Genomic DNA, 15,871 nt, shown 5'->3' with positions numbered 1-15,871 from the left:
GGGGGGCCTTTTTCTGTCTAAGGGATTTGACTTTTTATATTGCAATGAGTGGAAGAACTCTTAATGGTTTTTCCAAATGGAGGCTAAAACTGAACCCGAGATATTGTGCCAGACAGAAAAAATAACTGCTGAAATGGCGGAAGCGGGTTCGAAAAATGAAATTGCTAACGTGGACGCAAGGGCCGAGTCTTGCATACCAACTTCAAACGTAATTGCCTTCTGTTGGGCGGTATCCATTTTTAATAATTTGGCAAACAGAAAACCAAATAGATAACCCAATAAATTATGCAACATAACAATTGGAATTAAAGCAAGTGTACTAACAGCAAGAATCGTTTTTGAATTAGCGGACAAAACGGCCAGAATAATCAAAACAATCATTACTTGCGAAACTAATGGCATCACGTTGATGATTTTTTGGACATGCTTTTGAAAGACCATATGAACGGTTAATCCCAAAGCGACTGGAATAACCACAATTTCAAATGCTGATAAAAACATTGACTGGAAGGGCACATCAACCCATTTTCCTGCTAACATTTTGAGCAGCAATGGCAACATAAACGGTGCCAATAATGTTGAAAGCAAGCCAATGGAGACGTCCAATGCAACGTCGCCACCGGCTAAAAATGACATGACGTTGGATGCGGTTCCGGATGGGGCAGAACCAACTAAAATAACACCAACAGCTGCAGCACCAGTTAAACCAAATAAGTGTACTAACAAGAATGCCAAGAAGGGCATAATAACGTAGTGAGCAACAGTCCCCATTAACGCTTGAACAGGCTTTTGGACTACTCGCTTAAAATCAGCTGGTGTTAACGTAATGCCCATGCCAAACAAAACAATCATTAATAAGATTGAGACGGCAGAAAGGTTACCAACTTTGGTTGTGGCAATCAGTGTTCCGGGTTTAGGTAAAAAAAGAGCAATTAAGACGATTAGCAGGACAAAGAGAGTAAAAAATTTATTAATTGTATCGGACAATTGTTTGGCTTTTTGCATATTTTTTCTTTCCTTTTTTGTTAATAGACTCCTAAAACAAGTTTGGCATAGTCACTCATCATGTTTTTATTCCACGCTGGATTCCAAACGAGTTCGACGACGACTTTTTCGACCTCAACAAGATTCATTAAGGCACGTTCAATCATGGTTTCTAAAACCTCTGTTAAGGGACAGCCCATTGTGGTTAGTGTTAATTGAACGGTTACGCAATGATGATCATCCATCGATAATCCGTAAACTAAACCGAGATTGATGATGTCACATTTCAACTCGGGATCAATTACCTCTGAAAGTGCCTGGACCATTCTGTTTTTTAGGTCTTCTGTTTCAGTTTCCATGAAGGACACCTCGTTTCTTTAACCGAAAAGTTCATCAGCTCCCTTTAAGACAGCACCGGTATTTGCTGAAGTCACAAGACTTTGGTAGCGAGCAATCCAACCATGCTTGATTTTAGGCTTAAAAGGTTTTAATTGTGTTTTTCGCTCTGCTAATTTTGCATCGCTAACATGTAGGTGGATTGACCGGTCAACCAAATCAATCGTAATTTGATCGCCATCATGAATTAAAGCGATTGGCCCTTGATCAGCTGCCTCGGGACTGACATGTCCAACTGAGATACCGCGAGTTGCTCCGGAAAAACGCCCATCAGTAATCAAGGCAACTTCTTTTCCTAGTCCCATCCCAGTTAAAGCGGATGTTGGACCAAGCATTTCGGGCATGCCTGGTCCTCCCTTTGGTCCTTCATAACGGATAACCACTACGTGGCCGGCATGAATTTGACCAGCATCAATGGCCTTGACAGCGTCGCCTTCTGAGTCGAACACAATGGCTTCTCCCGTAAACTGTTTGACACTGGCATCGACCCCACCAGCTTTAATGGCTGCGCCATCTGGTGCAAGGTTCCCGTAGAGGATGGAGATGCCACCTTCTTTGGAATAAGGATTTACATCAAAGCGCCTGATAATTTCGTCATTTAAAATTTCGTGGTTAGCCACGTTTTCTCGAATGGTTTTCCCAGTCACGGTCATGCGATCAGGATGTAAAATATTACCCATGCGGACAAGTTCGTTCATGATTGCTGGGATACCACCCGCTTGATGAACATCTTCCATCGACCAGTTGGATGATGGCGCAATTTTGGCTAGATAAGGGACTTTTTTAGCAATTTGATTGATATCTTCTTGGTTATAGTCAATTCCTGCTTCATGAGCAATTGCTAAAACATGAAGAACAGTATTTGTTGAACCACCCATGGCCATATCAAGCGCGATGGCATCGTCAAGCGCTTCTTTGGTAATCAAATCTTTTGGCTTCACATTTTCTTTGACTAAGCGCATTAGTTGCTTAGCACCTTCGCGAATCAGGTCACGTCGTTCCGTTGAGGTTGCCAATGCTGTTCCGTTATAGGGCAGGGTAACCCCAAGCATTTCCATTAAGGTGTTCATTGAATTAGCTGTGAACATCCCCGCACAAGAACCACAGGTTGGACAAACGTTTTGTTCCATTTGCAAGAATTCGTCTTTGGTCATCAATCCTGATTTAAATGAGCCAACTGCTTCAAACATTGTTGAAAGGGTAGCGGCGTTACCCTTGGCATCCAATCCGGCTTTCATTGGGCCGCCCGAAACGAAAATCGAAGGGACGTTGCACCGTAGGGAAGCCATCAACATGCCGGGTGTTATTTTGTCACAGTTTGGCAAGAAAAAAACGCCATCAAACCAGTGAGCAGTGATCACTGTTTCAGCAGAATCAGCAATTAATTCCCGTGATGGTAGGGAATAGCGCATCCCGGAATGGCCCATCGCGATGCCGTCGTCAACACCGATTGTATTAAATTCAAAAGGAATACCGCCCGCTTCACGAATTGCTTCTTTCGCGATATCGGCTAATTCCCGTAGATGGGTATGACCTGGGACAATTTCGACGTATGAATTGCAAATGGCAATAAAGGGCTTCTTCATATCCTCGGGATTTTGAACTTGTCCCGTCGCATAAAGTAGAGAACGAGCAGGGGCCTGATGGACCCCTAATTTAATATGATCAGAACGCTGTTTCAAATCATCGCTCGTAACTGTAAAAGAAAATTCATCTTTCATGTTTTGCTCCTTTTATTCTTGAATTTAATCAAATTCTAATCGAATCGAATGGCGAAACAAGAAAATATTCTAATTTTATATAACAGGAATCACTATTTTACAGGCTTACGGGTGAAATCAGTAGTAAAAGTTGACAATTAGACTGTTTCGAATTAAGATAAGCATTATAAAATGATTAGAAAATGGATGCGTAAAATGGAATATCGTAATGAATTAATTTTGAATACTGTGATTGTCGTCAAGCTACCTATTATTTTTTGATAATTAGTAGTTTATTTTTCGTTGATTGCCTACTAATTAAAAATTGAGTAGGCAGTTAGAGGTGGGTTCAAAAAGCAGCTAACTGATGTTAGCTGCTTTTTTCATTTCATAGTGGGGAGAATTATGATTAATACTGAAAAATTTGTTGAACGGCGAAAAATGCTGAAGCTTTCTCAAAGTGACCTTTGCAAAGACACTTGTACACAATCGACCTTATCCAAATTTTAAAATCAACAGAGTGTGCCAACGTTTGAAATTATGGTTCAGTTATGTGAACGTCTCGGTTTGACGTTAGATGATGTCTTCCCGGTTAGCCGGACACATTCGGTCAATCAAAATGAACAATACCTCAAGCGACTGCAACATGTACTCTTTCATCAAGATGGCCAATTGTCGGCAACATTGTTAGCCGAAGCTGATTTAAACCAATTTAGTCATGATGAACAAAATGACTATTGGCTACTATCTTATTTTCATTTAGTGATTCTAAAGCGAGACTTTGCACAGGCACATGCCATCCAGAAAAAGTTAGCCAATCGTCAATTAGGGGGCATACAAGCGGCATTCTTTCAGGCAACTACCATGTTTTACTATCATCTAAACGAAGATGAGCATCGTGCGAATAGCATTTTTAGCAAGTTATCGCAGCAACAGAATCAGACTGATTTTTCCCAACAAGTTGGCTTACAAATGGGTATCTTCTATTTGTTAGCGGAGTTTCAATTACAAAATCAGAATTTTTCAGTTGCCGCTCAAATGGCAGCCGATGGCATTGACGTCGCCAAGATCAATAGTACCACCCTGTTTCTGGAAAACTTTTATTGGCAACTTGCCCAGGTGGGGGAGCAGTATCATTACCAGCAGATTATTATGAATGAATTGATTGAGAGCGCTCGAATCATTGCCAAGATTCACAATAATCAGTTGATTTTGTTATCAATTCGAAATTATCAATCGAGTAAAGCGGAGGTAAGCAATGGCCAATCAAAAAGAAATGCAAAAGAAGATTACAACATCTCTTTCTCGGGTAATTGATCCAGAATTGAAAATTGATATCGTCAATCTTGGATTGATTAATCAGGTAACTGTTCAGGGGAATCGCGCAATCGTTGATTTGACACTGACGACATTGGGCTGCCCGTTAACCAAAATTTTAGAAAACGATATTCGCAATCAATTACTTTCATTGAGTGAAATTCAAGAAGTCGAGGTCGTCTTGACTTGGGAACCGGCATGGAATCGTGGCCGGCTGTCACCCTATGCCCGAATTGCTCTTGGGTTATAAAAGGATATTTGCTTTTTTAGTCAGCCTTTTTTATAATTTTCAATAGGAATCGTTCGCTTTTTGAACGCTTATTATCATAATTCTGTTTCAAAAGTTTCTATTTATATACGAATTCTTAGCTGAATCCTTGCTATTATCAGAATATGGGCTGATTTTTACAATGTTTATTTTTCTTATAGGAAATTTTTTCTGTGCGCTGGGTTTTAACGGGTAAGATAAAGTCACTCATTTAAGCACAGAGGAGGAAGAAAAAATGGATAAGATTACGGACGCATTGGCAGTATTGAAGAAGGGACAACCAGTCATTGTTGTGGACAACGAAGATCGAGAGAATGAGGGCGATTTGATTGCCCTTGGCGAGAATATTACGCCTGAAACGGTTAACTTCATGGTTACCAATGCTCGCGGGTTGCTGTGTGCACCAATGGCACCGGAATTGGCCGAGAAATTTGGTTTACGGCAAATGGTTGATGATAATCATGAAACAAATCAGACCGCCTTTACAATTTCGGTTGATGGTGAACATGTATCAACAGGGGTCACGACTGGTGTTTCTGCTTTCGACCGTGCTCGGACGATTGCCCAATTAAGTAAGGATGATGCGACGGAAAAAGACTTTGTCCACCCAGGTCACACCTTCCCATTGGTGGCAAAGTCCGGAGGTGTCTTGGAGCGTAATGGACATACCGAAGCGGGTGTCGATTTGGCCAAATTAGCTGGAACCGCACCTGTAGCGGCAATCATCGAAATTCTTTTACCAGATGGTCATATGGCTCGTCAGGCTGATTTAGTGCAATTGGCCCAAAAGTGGCAATTACCAATGATTTCGATTGCTGATTTGCAAGTGTACTTACGAGAGCAAGCTGAATTAAAAGCGATTGCTGAATGATTAAAGTAGAGTTAAGAATGTAAAAAGGGGTGGGGGACCATGTCGAAAGATGTCTTTGCGGAGGTTCAACGTTTAGGTGCCATGATTCGTGAATTACGTGAAATTCGTGGCATGTCTGCCAATGATTTAGCCGAAGCAACGGGTTTATCGACGAGTGTGATTTCAAAGTTTGAACGTGGTCAAACAGATATCCATTTGAGTACCGCTATTCAATTATTGCGTTATATGGGCTTAACATTGGCAGACATTGGTGAAGCCAATGTCTTTGATGGTTTTGCCATTATTGATTGGGCTGAAAAAGCTTATCGGTTTGTTGATGATCAACGGGTTTTGAAACGAATCATGGTTCGTTTAGCGCAAAAAGAACATCTGCTCCGTCATGAACAAGTTTTGGAAACGATTATTATGCTGCGACTGGGTCAACCCTTGCGTGCGGATGAAGACTTGTTTAGCTATTTTGAGGATATCGAAACGTTTCTAAGTTTTGATGCTTACCTAGTTCTCCTTGCCAGACCTTATTTACCTGCTTGGCTTGTCCAACATATTGGTAAAAAATTAGGCACGTACAGTTCACAACAGATGCCAATTGTACAAATTGCCCAGGAACAATATCATCAAATTGTCTCTTAAAAAGAGAATGAAACACTAAAAAAGCTGTAACACTGATATGAACTCTGAGATTTGGACAAACAAATTTCGGGGTTCATATTTACTTACAGAAACAGTGTTGCAGCTTTTTAAGTGGATTGTGATGATATTATTCTCGTTCGGGGATAGGGACAGTCGTAACTTCATTCCCATGCTCTTGAATCATTTCGAGGAGATCAAGTGTTTTCAGCCAGACCGTTGCCGTATTTTCATTTGGGTGAATCCCGATTAGTCCGGGTTCTTTCAAAAATTCCTCATCAAGGAAAAAATTGACCTGGCGGTCTTCATCGTTCAGGAGACCAAAGGGGGAAACCGAGCCAGGAATTAAGCCCATTAATCTTAGCAAGTCTTCTTCTGAAGCAAACGATAATGGGCGAGTCTGATTTTCCTTGCGGAAGGCCTTCAAATCAACTCTTTTATCGCCCTTAACGGTAATCAGATAGTAATTTCGTTTCTTATCATCACGGACAAAAAGATTTTTTGCATCGGCGTCTGGGTATGGTAAATCAACATCAACAATGCTATCCATACTAAATAGCGCTTGGTGTTCGGTAATTTCGTGCCAAACATTTTTTTGCTGCAAATACTCAAAGACTTCACTTTTATTCATGCTTTTACCTCGGCTTTTAATATAGGTCACATTATATCATTAGCAAGAGTTGCTTAATCATTGCAATTGTTTGAATAACGGCTAAGAATATTGCATAAAAAGCAACATTGTTTCATTTTTACTCGCTATGTATGCTGAAAACGGCTATAATTTGAGGTATGAACAATGGAGAAAGGAAATTTTTATGAGAATTGATACTTCAGAATATCCTACAGGTGAAAACGCTGTCCCTGAAAAACGTGTTAAACAGCTGAAGCTCCTCAGTAAAGCTGCCACATTCACATGTATTGCGATGTATGTTTCTTATATTCCGCAAATTATTAGCAATTTTTCAGGACATCCAGTCGGTGTTTTACAGCCACTCGTAGCGATGATTAACGCATCGTTCTGGGCTGGCTATGGCTGGACTAAAACGTATAAAGATTGGCCAATTATTATTTCCAACGTCCCGGGGATTTTGTTTGGCTTGTTCACAGTGATAACGATTTATATCCATTAATATCAATATAAAATAAAGAAGCTCGGTCGTGTTGACCGAGCTTTTGATTTCTAATGTTCATGGAGGAAAGGAATTAGTACATGGGAAATAATACATCCCCTCGCACGCTGCTAGTACTTGGAAATGGCTTTGACTTATCATTACACATTAAGTCTAAGTATTCTGATTTCTATAATAGTGAATTATTCAAAAGAAATAATTCTGTTTGGAGTTATATTATTCCAATATTGATTCCAGATGCAAAATCAGTCGATTGGATGGATGTTGAGTCTGCAATATCGAGAGTTCTCTTGAGCCCCGAGCTTGGAATTTTAAAAACTTATGATACCCCACAAGTAAAAGAAGCCCTTAATTTTATTGATGAACAGATTGGCTCCACTAACAGGTATCAGATGTGGGGGAACATAACTATGTTAGAAGATTTTGTTTTTCCAAAAAATCAATTAAATTTAGCACCTTTAATTTTTACTATATCAAAATTGCTACGTTCTCAACAAGATAATCAAAAATTACTTGAAATAATTGATTATCTTAGTAAAAATCCATATTCTAAAATTCAAAATCTTAGGCAATCACCTTTGAATAAGGATCGACCAGATGACGATAAGTTGGATAAGATGGAGAAGAAACTAGCTGAATATTATGATGAATTTTTATTGATTGTTTCTGATTTTCTATTGAGTGAATTGAAAATAGTAGAATGCAATTTTCAAGAGTACTTAAGCAGTCAAATAGGTGATGATTACGCAGGAGAGGCTTGTAATAAAATTCGGGACTTTGTTGGCGATTCTGGTTCAACTTCTATCGATATTTTAAACTTCAATTATACAGATTTAACCGGCGCTGCGTCGATTTTTAGTCCCAGAGAAATGGAAGTAAAGATAAATAATATACATGGGAAGCTTGAGAAAAATAATATTATCTTTGGAATTGATTCACATGATGACCAAAAATTAGCTGACGAACAACTACAGGTACTAGCACAGCCGTTTACAAAAACATCTAGAAAGTTGAGAATTACCGAGACAAGTCAATTTAATATTGATAGTAATATTAAAAGTATTGTCTTTTTTGGACATTCCCTTAGTGATGCTGATTATTCATATTTTGATTACATTTTTAATGAAGTTGATTTATATTCCAGTGAATGTAAACTCATTTTTAAGTATGCAACGGCTTATGACAGGGAGAATAGTCAGAGAATTAAAGGGGAAATTTGTGCGACCGTTGAAAAACTTATTCGAAGATACCAAAATACTGTTGGACAACCAAATAACTTATTTGACAGATTGCTCATTCAAGGACGTATACAAATTATTGATATTGATGAGGAAGATACCGCTGGAACCGCAGTAAGTGCATTCAATGACTAGCCATCTGCTGAACTTAACTATTCAAATAGAATATGTCAACTTATAAGAGTGATGCTGGTGAAGTTGCTGATTGGAAGGGGGCACCCACAGTCAAGTAATTCACTGTTAAATAAAAAGATATTCATTTTGATACGAATCCCGAAATTTGGACAAATGATATGGACCCCAGAATTGAGACAAAATTCTGAGGTTTTTTATGAGTAAATTTACAAATCAAGAATTTACAAATCAAGAATTTACAAATCAAGATAAAGTTAATATGTATTTTATGTGGGTAAAAAAGCCATCTTAGAACATTTCTACCAGTCATATGCAGATGATTTAAAACTGGAAATTATCCAAAAAGTGTTGGGTTCAACCCATTTAATTCGTTCTATTGCTCTTGAATACACCTTACCAAGCCATGTCACGCTTAGTCAGAACATTGCACTACTTGGTGCTTCATAACCAACTCTATGATTATGAAATTGCATCAAGAAAATAACTTAACTTAATCCTACCACTTTCCAAAAAAATGAAAAGATGATAGCTTATTTGGGTGTGCCAAAATTACTATTCGATAAAAAAGAAATGAAGCCAAAACCTTGATGGGCTTGACTTCTGGTAGAAAAAGGACTGACACCGATTGAATATCGGGTGTCAGTCCTCAAGGCCACTCAATGACATGTCCTAATTTTGAGGTTCATATCACATGTTGACCGGGCTTCTCTTTCTTTATTACCAAGTAAATTCTTCGGCATACATTTGCCCATTTCGAATACCATTTTTCTTCAAAACCCGTTTCCAATAGCGAATCATTGGGGCCGGACCAGAAATTAAGAAGATGGTGTTATTTGGTAGGCCATGCAATTGATGGTTTAAAACATCAGCTTCGGAATAGCGCCCGACCTGATAATGCAAATCAAAATTCTCACGTTGGTGCCAATTCTTTAGCTGATTTAAATAGATTAAATCGTGGTCGTAATGAGCGGAATAAAACAATGAGATATGACGTTCTGGGGAACCTTCCACGATTGAAAGCAATGGCGTCACACCAATGCCACCAGCAATCATGACGATGTGATGGTCTTGATTATTATTTTCCAGGAAAGAATGATAACGGCCGTAACCACCACTTAATTTAACCGCCACTCCTGGTTTAATTTCAGAAAGGAGCTTCGTGAAGTCACCATCACCGCGGATGGCTAACTTAATGTGCTGTTTATCGTCACTAGGTGGATTGACGATAGAAAACGGATGATATTCTTTGAGGCCTTTTAAATCAGGAAAGGAGATAAAGACGAAATCGCCCATTCGCAAATTTAAGTGATAATGTTTTTGAGGCGTAATCGTTAGCTCCTGAACATTTGGCGCTAGTACCTCGTTAGTCATCACGGTTCCTCTGGTATCACCCAATTGACTCCGAACTTTACTCATCACGTAGCTGATAAAGACAATGCCACTGTAGGCATAAAAGACGAACATAAAAGGGTGAATAGCGGTCACATAGCTAATTAATTGGACGTGGATAAATACTAAGAGGGTAGCAATCAGGTTTAGACGATGCAACCAGACAGATAATTCATGTTTGAAAACGGTCTCTAGCATTTTTTTTAACTTAGCTAGAAAGGGAATCCGGCTAGTGAACCAGCCAGCCATAAAGATCATCGAATAGACCATGATGCCAGTAAATAGATAAATGGCCCAATCGCCCGTAGTTCTTATCCAGCCATCAGAAGGGTTACCAAATTTATGCAAATAGGCCAAACCGATAGCAAGAATACTGATGATGCCATGAATCATATACATATCAGGCAAGCCAATCCGTCGATCCAACCAATGGGGTTTCGTTGCTAAATAAATTGACGTGAGCATCCAAGCATAGGCAATGGCACCTAAATAAATTGTTTGGGATTGGCTGGAATAAATTGCTGGCAATCCAGCTGATAGTGTCTGGAGTAGTGGTAATGGAATGACAAAGAAGATTACCAACCAAGTCAGCCCTAGACTAAAGTTATATCGTTTGAGCATGATGAACCTGACCTTTCTCAAAACTGATTTCACCAATTTTGGCATCAATGAGCACGCCCGTCAATTGATGTTTCTTAATTAGTTCTAAAAATCGTTTGGTTCCGGCAGCTATTCCTGCGGTTGCCCAGGTATCGGCAATCGTTAATGAGTAATCAACAATTGTGACCTGCATCAATGGACTGGCAACCCGTTTAATGTGTTCGCCACGTTTATTAACCCCGGAGGTGGCAAGTGCGGCGTTGGTTAACGGGTACTTGCCAATCAAGTATCCTGGATGACGTGGATTTTCAATGCCCGTCATCCAGGTTAGTTCACTGTCATTTGCAACAGCCGCTTGAATATCGCCGCCACCATTTAAGGCGACTCCCGCAACCAAGGGGTCTGTCAGTAGGGGCCGTAACCGTTGATTAAATATTTTTTCGATCGCCCAGCCTTTGACAATGCCGGTAGGGTCATACTGTCCTTTGAAGAATGGATCAAAAAATCCTTCGGTTACATGATTAGCTTGGTCAGCCATTAAAAAAACTTCTTGAAAATCAGTGGAATCTAACAGAACTTCACGCTCGCCAGCTGCATATCTGGATACTAATGAATCTGGCTTGAATGGTGAAAAAACAGCGTTAACCTGGTCTAAATCAGCAGTAATCTTTTGACATTGTTGTTGAAAGCACTCTTGAAGGGCAGGGCGTTCTTCGAATACAGCTACGCTAATTGTAAATGGAATGTTCATTTTTCCAACAACGTGTGTTAAAAAATGGAATTGTTCATTAGTCCTTTTAGTCAATACCAGTCCTCCTGGGTAATGTTAAACCGCTTTGTTTAAAGCATCTTGAAGTGAATTCGTGAACCCTGTGTAAGTTTCGGTCGCTCCGGAAATTTGTTGGATATTAGCACTTTGGGCCTTAATGGCCTCCGATTGGTAAGTTGGCAGTGATTGACTGTTAATGCGTTCTGATTTGGATTCTTCGTCAGGGTACTTCAAAATTTTGATATTCGTGATTTTACCGTTAGAAATCACCACACTGACCTGCATGGTCCCATGAGGGGTAGTAACCGTTTTACTAGTGAAGGTGCCGTCCTTGTACTTTCCACTCGTTGTTTGATTACTACTAGTGTTGCTGGATGATTCAGTGCTCACACTCGACTGATTGCTATTTGAGTTAGTCTGAGAATGGCGCTGATTGCCCTTGAAGAAAACAATATATCCGTCGATTACACTGGCAACCGCTACAGTGATTGCTACGGCTACTCCAATAATTTTTTTCATCATTCATAAACCACCTTATCGTAACTTCTTATCCATTAATATATAACTGTTCAGCTTTAAATTAAACTAAAAAATACAGGAAGGATACGCCCACAGTCAAGTAATTCACTTTCAAATGAAAAAGACATTCATTTTCTGAATGTCTTTTTTCTTATACATAAATTCACAAATTAAAATCAGATAGGCTAAATGTAACGGTTAAACCACTCAACAATATCTTCAATTCTTTGAACTCGCAGCGAAGGAATACCGTTTCTGGAAAGGCCGTGATAAGATTTTGGATAGCGAATATAATCACTATCGGTTCCAGTACTTTTGATGGCTAAGAACAATGCTTCACTTTGACTCACAGGGCAACGTCGGTCCAGCTCGCCATGTTGAATTCGTACAGGTGTTTTGACTTTGTTTGCATGTGATAATGGTGATTTTTCCCAATAATACTGGGCAGCACCTTCATCGCGATAAAGGTCCATGCCCATTTCTTGTTCAACAAAGGGAACACCAATATCACTATTGGTATAGAGGCCAATCCAGTCGATAGCAGGTCGTTGCACGATAGCTGCCTGAAAACGGTTGGTATGGCTAATCGTCCAAGCGGATAGGAAACCACCGTATGAGCCACCAGCAATAAAAATTTTGTCTTTGTTGATGCCATCAAAATGGTCAAGGGTATAGTCGAGCCCAGCCATCACATCGTCATAATCATTTTCACCATAATGGCCCATGACATCCGTAGCAAATGCTTCACCATAACTCGTGGAACCGCGGGGGTTGAAGTAAACAACGTGAAAACCTTTAGCCGCTAGCGCCTGAAATTCATGAAAGAAGGTATCACCATAAGCTGCGTGTGGGCCACCATGGATGTATAAAATTAGTGGCGCCTTGTCATTTGTCCCTTGGGCCTTCGTGAACCAACCCTGAAGTTGAACTTTTTCATCAGTCGAAGGGTAGTAGAAAGAACTAACTTGGGCATAGGTATGGCCTTGCTCATATTCTTGGTTTGGATTGTAGAGGCTTGTCTCCTGACCAGTTAGCAAGTTCAATATCTTCAGTTCAGCAGGTCGTTCGGTAGAGGAGGTGACCATCACAACTTCTTGGGTATCATTGACAGTGAAATCGACAATGTCACGCAGATCATCCGTTACCAAGGTTGTTTTTTCACCATCCCAAATGTGTAATTGGCTATGACCATGATCATAAGCTTGGAACAAATACTGACTATTAGTGAACCAGGTGCCGCTAATACCGCTACGGTTTTGAATCATATCGCTGCCAATACTGTGTTCATAACCAACATCAAGGTCATCATTGCCTGTAATATTCTGGACATGCATATCGGTTAAATCATAAAGGTAAAGTTGGTTAACGGTTGCAGAATAGTGACTATAATCGCTACCAATAACTGTTACTTGCTGACCATTGGGTGAAAAATGAGCATCCGAAAAGACGCCATCAGGAAATGATTTCGTAAGCCAAATTTTTTCCTGTTTGTCAATGTCATAAAGATAAACGGCTAATGATTCGTCAAATTTACTGGTCCAGTCGGGGTGTTCGGCTGCTAAAAATAAAACCTGATTTTGGTCGGGACTAATGTCTTCCAAGCTAAAGTCTTCCGTGCCAGTCCAGATAGTTGTCGCTGTTTGCGATTTAAGATCAAAGCGAACAAGGTCATAGTGATTATCAGTCGGAATCCAACCAATGCCATCTGCACGATTTTGGACTTTATCAACGTGCCGTGTTGTTAGCTCATCATCATTTTTAACTGGGGTCTGAACAGTCTTAAAGAACAAGGCTTGCTTGTCTGGAGCTAATTTAACTTGACCGATGCTATCGCCAGTGGTTACTTGCTCTGCAACACCACCATTGATGGGCATTTTCATCAGTTGGAAATGCTGATTTTCGTCCTGCTTACGAAAATAAAGGTAGTCATCGACAACCAACGGCTGTAGATTTAGTCCTTCATTTGTGTACTGCTTGACATGGTGGTGTTGATCAATACTGTAGATATTGGCAGTATAATCGTTATTTTCTTGGCTTAAATCATTTTCAACAAAAAAGGTTAGTGGCCCAGCGGCCCACGGTTGACTGAGGCTCTTAATGTGATATAAATCAGTTATTGATACTTCATCCATAAAACTCTCCTTATTTTCATTCTAGTTAGGCATAGTATAGCAAATGAGAGGAGGATTATGAGTTTTTTATTAAAGATAAAAATTATATACTGAAGATAGTGGGAGTAAATGAACATTATTTGGTTAGATGGTTTGGATGGTGGTTGGACAAACGCAAGTTGTAATTTTAAGATTTCTATTGCATATGCAATGAAATTATCTAATTTGACAGTCGTTTATGATATGACCTATTATTATTGAGAATACTATGGAGGGACAATGAGATGCTTAGTAATACATTAGTTTTCAATTCTGTTTTGGGATTGAAGCACGTAGCAATGCACAGTCATAGTGCTAGTCATGCCGGATCATTTGGTACTTGGATTTTACATGGTATTTTTTTCCGAATTGGGACCGAACTTGTTTCACATCTTCCATTCATGCTGATTGTTATCATAGCTGTTGCAATTGGAGGCCTAAGTTTCTGGAACCATTTTCATAAAAGAGGGCTTTAAGGATATAATCGGTGGTTAGCCTAGTCAATTTAAGGAAAGGCGAAGAGCTAAATGGTATACCAATTAAAACCATTTCATTTTGATTTGGAAACAGAACAGCTTCTTTTTCGTAAATCTACGCCGACTATCTTATATGATGGTGCCCAATTTGAAGGTATGTCAGTAACACTTTTTCAAACCGAGGCCATTGTTAACAATGACTATATTACTGGTGTCAGGCCTATGGAAATTGTTATATTACATCGTATTCATGAAGGTGCTCAATTTGTTGCTAATAACTATCAGAATTTTGACTTCCAAAATTTACTAGCTTTGCACAAAATAGTCGGTACCGGCGATGCCCTTAATCCAGGCATGCTCAGAACTGGTATGGGCGGTGTAAATACCGATAAAGGGGTGTTTATCCCTGATAAGGTGGATCCAGAACTCGTAGAAAAGCGCTTTAACGCCATTATGGACAATCGTGATTTGGCTCCGGAAGATCGCGCTGCCAAGATTTTTACTTATCTATCTCGAAGTCAAATTTTTAATGATACTAATAAACGGACAGCATTACTAACTGCAAATGTGCCATTACTTCAGGAGGGAGCTGGCGTTTTTTATATTCCAGAACCAGCAATGGACAACATTTTGCATATGATGGGCAACTTTTATTATTCAAATGATGACCGTCTGTTAGTGGCCACTTTAAAAAATATTGCTGTGACAGACTATGATGGAAAGACCTTTTATGAGCCTAGTCATCAAAATGAAGAATATGCCCATGAGTATATGCACCATTTAAATGCCTTCAAGGGATTAGGCAGCAAAGGAATTCTTGGAAAAGAAGTCGTTAAAAAATTAACTTCACCTGAATTACCTAATAATTAAAATCAGAAATATATGTTTGAGATTGCCAATCAACAAGAAAATAATTTAAATATATAAATTTTGGCCTCCCAATGGAGGCTTTTTTTATTTAAATAAAACTTGGTATATCAGTAGAAATTGATAAAACAAACAAAACGATGGCTTCATATAAAATATCGATTCATATTGAGTTGAATTGATATTCAATAAACTAAATTAAGTTATTTGAAGAACTATAAAACTAATTATTATAAGAAAATTGTAGAAAATAGGCTAATTAACAAGTTTTTAAGAAGTGGGAAGTCAATATTGAATTAAAAACTTAGTGACAAATTTAGTTCATCTACTTTCGATAATATATATTATGTAAAGTAGATTATCTAAGGAAATTTGCAACCCTAAAATTAACAACGTAAGTAAACAATCGCTCCGAGGCTTGGTATAAGGCCTTTT

The 15,871-nt window shown here is 39.2% G+C and carries 15 protein-coding genes; 7 read left to right on the top strand and 8 right to left on the bottom strand.

Features of this window, described 5'->3' with window-relative positions; all coding sequences use genetic code 11:
* Window positions 1-60: 60 nt before the first annotated feature.
* From AOQ32_RS01905 to ilvD, 3 genes are read right to left on the bottom strand one after another with little or no spacing between them, the layout of a single operon-like run.
* Window positions 61-1,005, bottom strand: a complete 945-nt coding sequence (locus AOQ32_RS01905; protein ID WP_059393343.1) for a bile acid:sodium symporter family protein — start codon at window positions 1,003-1,005, stop codon at window positions 61-63.
* A 20-nt stretch (window positions 1,006-1,025) separates the two neighbouring features.
* Window positions 1,026-1,343 (bottom strand): metal-sulfur cluster assembly factor, encoded by a 318-nt coding sequence (locus AOQ32_RS01900; protein ID WP_059393342.1) that lies wholly within the window; start codon window positions 1,341-1,343, stop codon window positions 1,026-1,028.
* Between the two features lie 18 nt (window positions 1,344-1,361).
* Window positions 1,362-3,101: a dihydroxy-acid dehydratase gene (gene ilvD / locus AOQ32_RS01895; protein ID WP_059393341.1), complete on the bottom strand. Its 1,740-nt coding sequence runs from the start codon at window positions 3,099-3,101 to the stop codon at window positions 1,362-1,364.
* A gap of 519 nt (window positions 3,102-3,620) precedes the next feature.
* On the opposite strand from ilvD, the gene AOQ32_RS01890 reads away from it, so the two are divergent.
* The 4 genes from AOQ32_RS01890 (at window position 3,621) to AOQ32_RS01875 (ending at window position 6,166) form a co-directional block, all read left to right on the top strand.
* Window positions 3,621-4,397 carry a hypothetical protein gene (locus AOQ32_RS01890; RefSeq protein WP_148666514.1) on the top strand — a complete coding sequence of 259 codons (777 nt, stop codon included), beginning with the start codon at window positions 3,621-3,623 and terminating at the stop codon, window positions 4,395-4,397.
* Complete coding sequence (locus tag AOQ32_RS01885; protein ID WP_199504889.1) at window positions 4,339-4,647, top strand: metal-sulfur cluster assembly factor; 309 nt, start codon at window positions 4,339-4,341, stop codon at window positions 4,645-4,647. The genes AOQ32_RS01890 and AOQ32_RS01885 overlap by 59 nt, the downstream gene beginning before the upstream one ends.
* Window positions 4,648-4,900: 253 nt before the next feature.
* Entirely contained in the window at window positions 4,901-5,536 is a 636-nt protein-coding gene (gene ribB, locus AOQ32_RS01880; RefSeq protein ID WP_059393339.1) for a 3,4-dihydroxy-2-butanone-4-phosphate synthase, read from the top strand.
* Between the two features lie 39 nt (window positions 5,537-5,575).
* Window positions 5,576-6,166, top strand: coding sequence for a helix-turn-helix domain-containing protein (locus AOQ32_RS01875; RefSeq protein WP_059393338.1), 591 nt, complete (start codon window positions 5,576-5,578; stop codon window positions 6,164-6,166).
* A gap of 127 nt (window positions 6,167-6,293) precedes the next feature.
* On the opposite strand, the gene AOQ32_RS01870 is transcribed toward AOQ32_RS01875, so the two are convergent.
* The gene (locus tag AOQ32_RS01870; protein ID WP_059393337.1) at window positions 6,294-6,794 is read right to left on the bottom strand and encodes a prolyl-tRNA synthetase associated domain-containing protein; all 501 of its coding nucleotides are present in this window, start codon (window positions 6,792-6,794) and stop codon (window positions 6,294-6,296) included.
* A 184-nt stretch (window positions 6,795-6,978) separates the two neighbouring features.
* Here AOQ32_RS01870 and AOQ32_RS01865 point away from each other — a divergent pair, with 184 nt between their 5' ends.
* Complete coding sequence (locus AOQ32_RS01865) at window positions 6,979-7,293, top strand: SemiSWEET family transporter (protein WP_059393336.1); 315 nt, start codon at window positions 6,979-6,981, stop codon at window positions 7,291-7,293.
* An 80-nt stretch (window positions 7,294-7,373) separates the two neighbouring features.
* A complete protein-coding gene (locus tag AOQ32_RS01860) occupies window positions 7,374-8,666 on the top strand; it encodes an AbiH family protein (protein ID WP_059393335.1) in 1,293 nt (430 codons plus the stop codon).
* Between the two features lie 717 nt (window positions 8,667-9,383).
* On the opposite strand, the gene AOQ32_RS01855 is transcribed toward AOQ32_RS01860, so the two are convergent.
* The 4 genes from AOQ32_RS01855 to AOQ32_RS01840 form a co-directional block, all read right to left on the bottom strand.
* Window positions 9,384-10,676: an FAD-binding oxidoreductase gene (locus AOQ32_RS01855; protein WP_059393334.1), complete on the bottom strand. Its 1,293-nt coding sequence runs from the start codon at window positions 10,674-10,676 to the stop codon at window positions 9,384-9,386.
* Complete coding sequence (locus AOQ32_RS01850; protein WP_242976705.1) at window positions 10,660-11,460, bottom strand: FAD:protein FMN transferase; 801 nt, start codon at window positions 11,458-11,460, stop codon at window positions 10,660-10,662. Before AOQ32_RS01850 ends, AOQ32_RS01855 begins: the two co-directional genes overlap by 17 nt.
* A 21-nt stretch (window positions 11,461-11,481) precedes the next feature.
* Window positions 11,482-11,946 (bottom strand): FMN-binding protein, encoded by a 465-nt coding sequence (locus AOQ32_RS01845; protein WP_059393333.1) that lies wholly within the window; start codon window positions 11,944-11,946, stop codon window positions 11,482-11,484.
* Window positions 11,947-12,128: 182 nt separating this feature from the next.
* Entirely contained in the window at window positions 12,129-14,075 is a 1,947-nt protein-coding gene (locus AOQ32_RS01840) for a S9 family peptidase (protein WP_059393332.1), read from the bottom strand.
* Between the two features lie 545 nt (window positions 14,076-14,620).
* Here AOQ32_RS01840 and AOQ32_RS01830 point away from each other — a divergent pair.
* The gene (locus tag AOQ32_RS01830; RefSeq protein ID WP_059393330.1) at window positions 14,621-15,439 is read left to right on the top strand and encodes a Fic family protein; all 819 of its coding nucleotides are present in this window, start codon (window positions 14,621-14,623) and stop codon (window positions 15,437-15,439) included.
* Window positions 15,440-15,871: the final 432 nt, after the last annotated feature.

Origin of the sequence: Fructobacillus tropaeoli (assembly GCF_001047135.2) — a bacterium.
Lineage (GTDB): Bacteria > Bacillota > Bacilli > Lactobacillales > Lactobacillaceae > Fructobacillus > Fructobacillus tropaeoli.
Note: the sequence above shows the minus strand (reverse complement) of the source record. Positions and strands in the feature narration are given on the sequence as shown.

Bases quoted from the DNA above. Each gene is read 5' to 3' on its own strand.
- AOQ32_RS01905 (WP_059393343.1), bottom strand. From the start codon at position 1,005: ATGCAAAAAGCCAAACAATTGTCCGATACAATTAATAAATTTTTTACT.
- AOQ32_RS01900 (WP_059393342.1), bottom strand. From the start codon at position 1,343: ATGGAAACTGAAACAGAAGACCTAAAAAACAGAATGGTCCAGGCACTT.
- ilvD (WP_059393341.1), bottom strand. From the start codon at position 3,101: ATGAAAGATGAATTTTCTTTTACAGTTACGAGCGATGATTTGAAACAG.
- AOQ32_RS01890 (WP_148666514.1), top strand. From the start codon at position 3,621: ATGGTTCAGTTATGTGAACGTCTCGGTTTGACGTTAGATGATGTCTTC.
- AOQ32_RS01885 (WP_199504889.1), top strand. From the start codon at position 4,339: ATGGCCAATCAAAAAGAAATGCAAAAGAAGATTACAACATCTCTTTCT.
- ribB (WP_059393339.1), top strand. From the start codon at position 4,901: ATGGATAAGATTACGGACGCATTGGCAGTATTGAAGAAGGGACAACCA.
- AOQ32_RS01875 (WP_059393338.1), top strand. From the start codon at position 5,576: ATGTCGAAAGATGTCTTTGCGGAGGTTCAACGTTTAGGTGCCATGATT.
- AOQ32_RS01870 (WP_059393337.1), bottom strand. From the start codon at position 6,794: ATGAATAAAAGTGAAGTCTTTGAGTATTTGCAGCAAAAAAATGTTTGG.
- AOQ32_RS01865 (WP_059393336.1), top strand. From the start codon at position 6,979: ATGAGAATTGATACTTCAGAATATCCTACAGGTGAAAACGCTGTCCCT.
- AOQ32_RS01860 (WP_059393335.1), top strand. From the start codon at position 7,374: ATGGGAAATAATACATCCCCTCGCACGCTGCTAGTACTTGGAAATGGC.
- AOQ32_RS01855 (WP_059393334.1), bottom strand. From the start codon at position 10,676: ATGCTCAAACGATATAACTTTAGTCTAGGGCTGACTTGGTTGGTAATC.
- AOQ32_RS01845 (WP_059393333.1), bottom strand. From the start codon at position 11,946: ATGATGAAAAAAATTATTGGAGTAGCCGTAGCAATCACTGTAGCGGTT.
- AOQ32_RS01840 (WP_059393332.1), bottom strand. From the start codon at position 14,075: ATGGATGAAGTATCAATAACTGATTTATATCACATTAAGAGCCTCAGT.
- AOQ32_RS01830 (WP_059393330.1), top strand. From the start codon at position 14,621: ATGGTATACCAATTAAAACCATTTCATTTTGATTTGGAAACAGAACAG.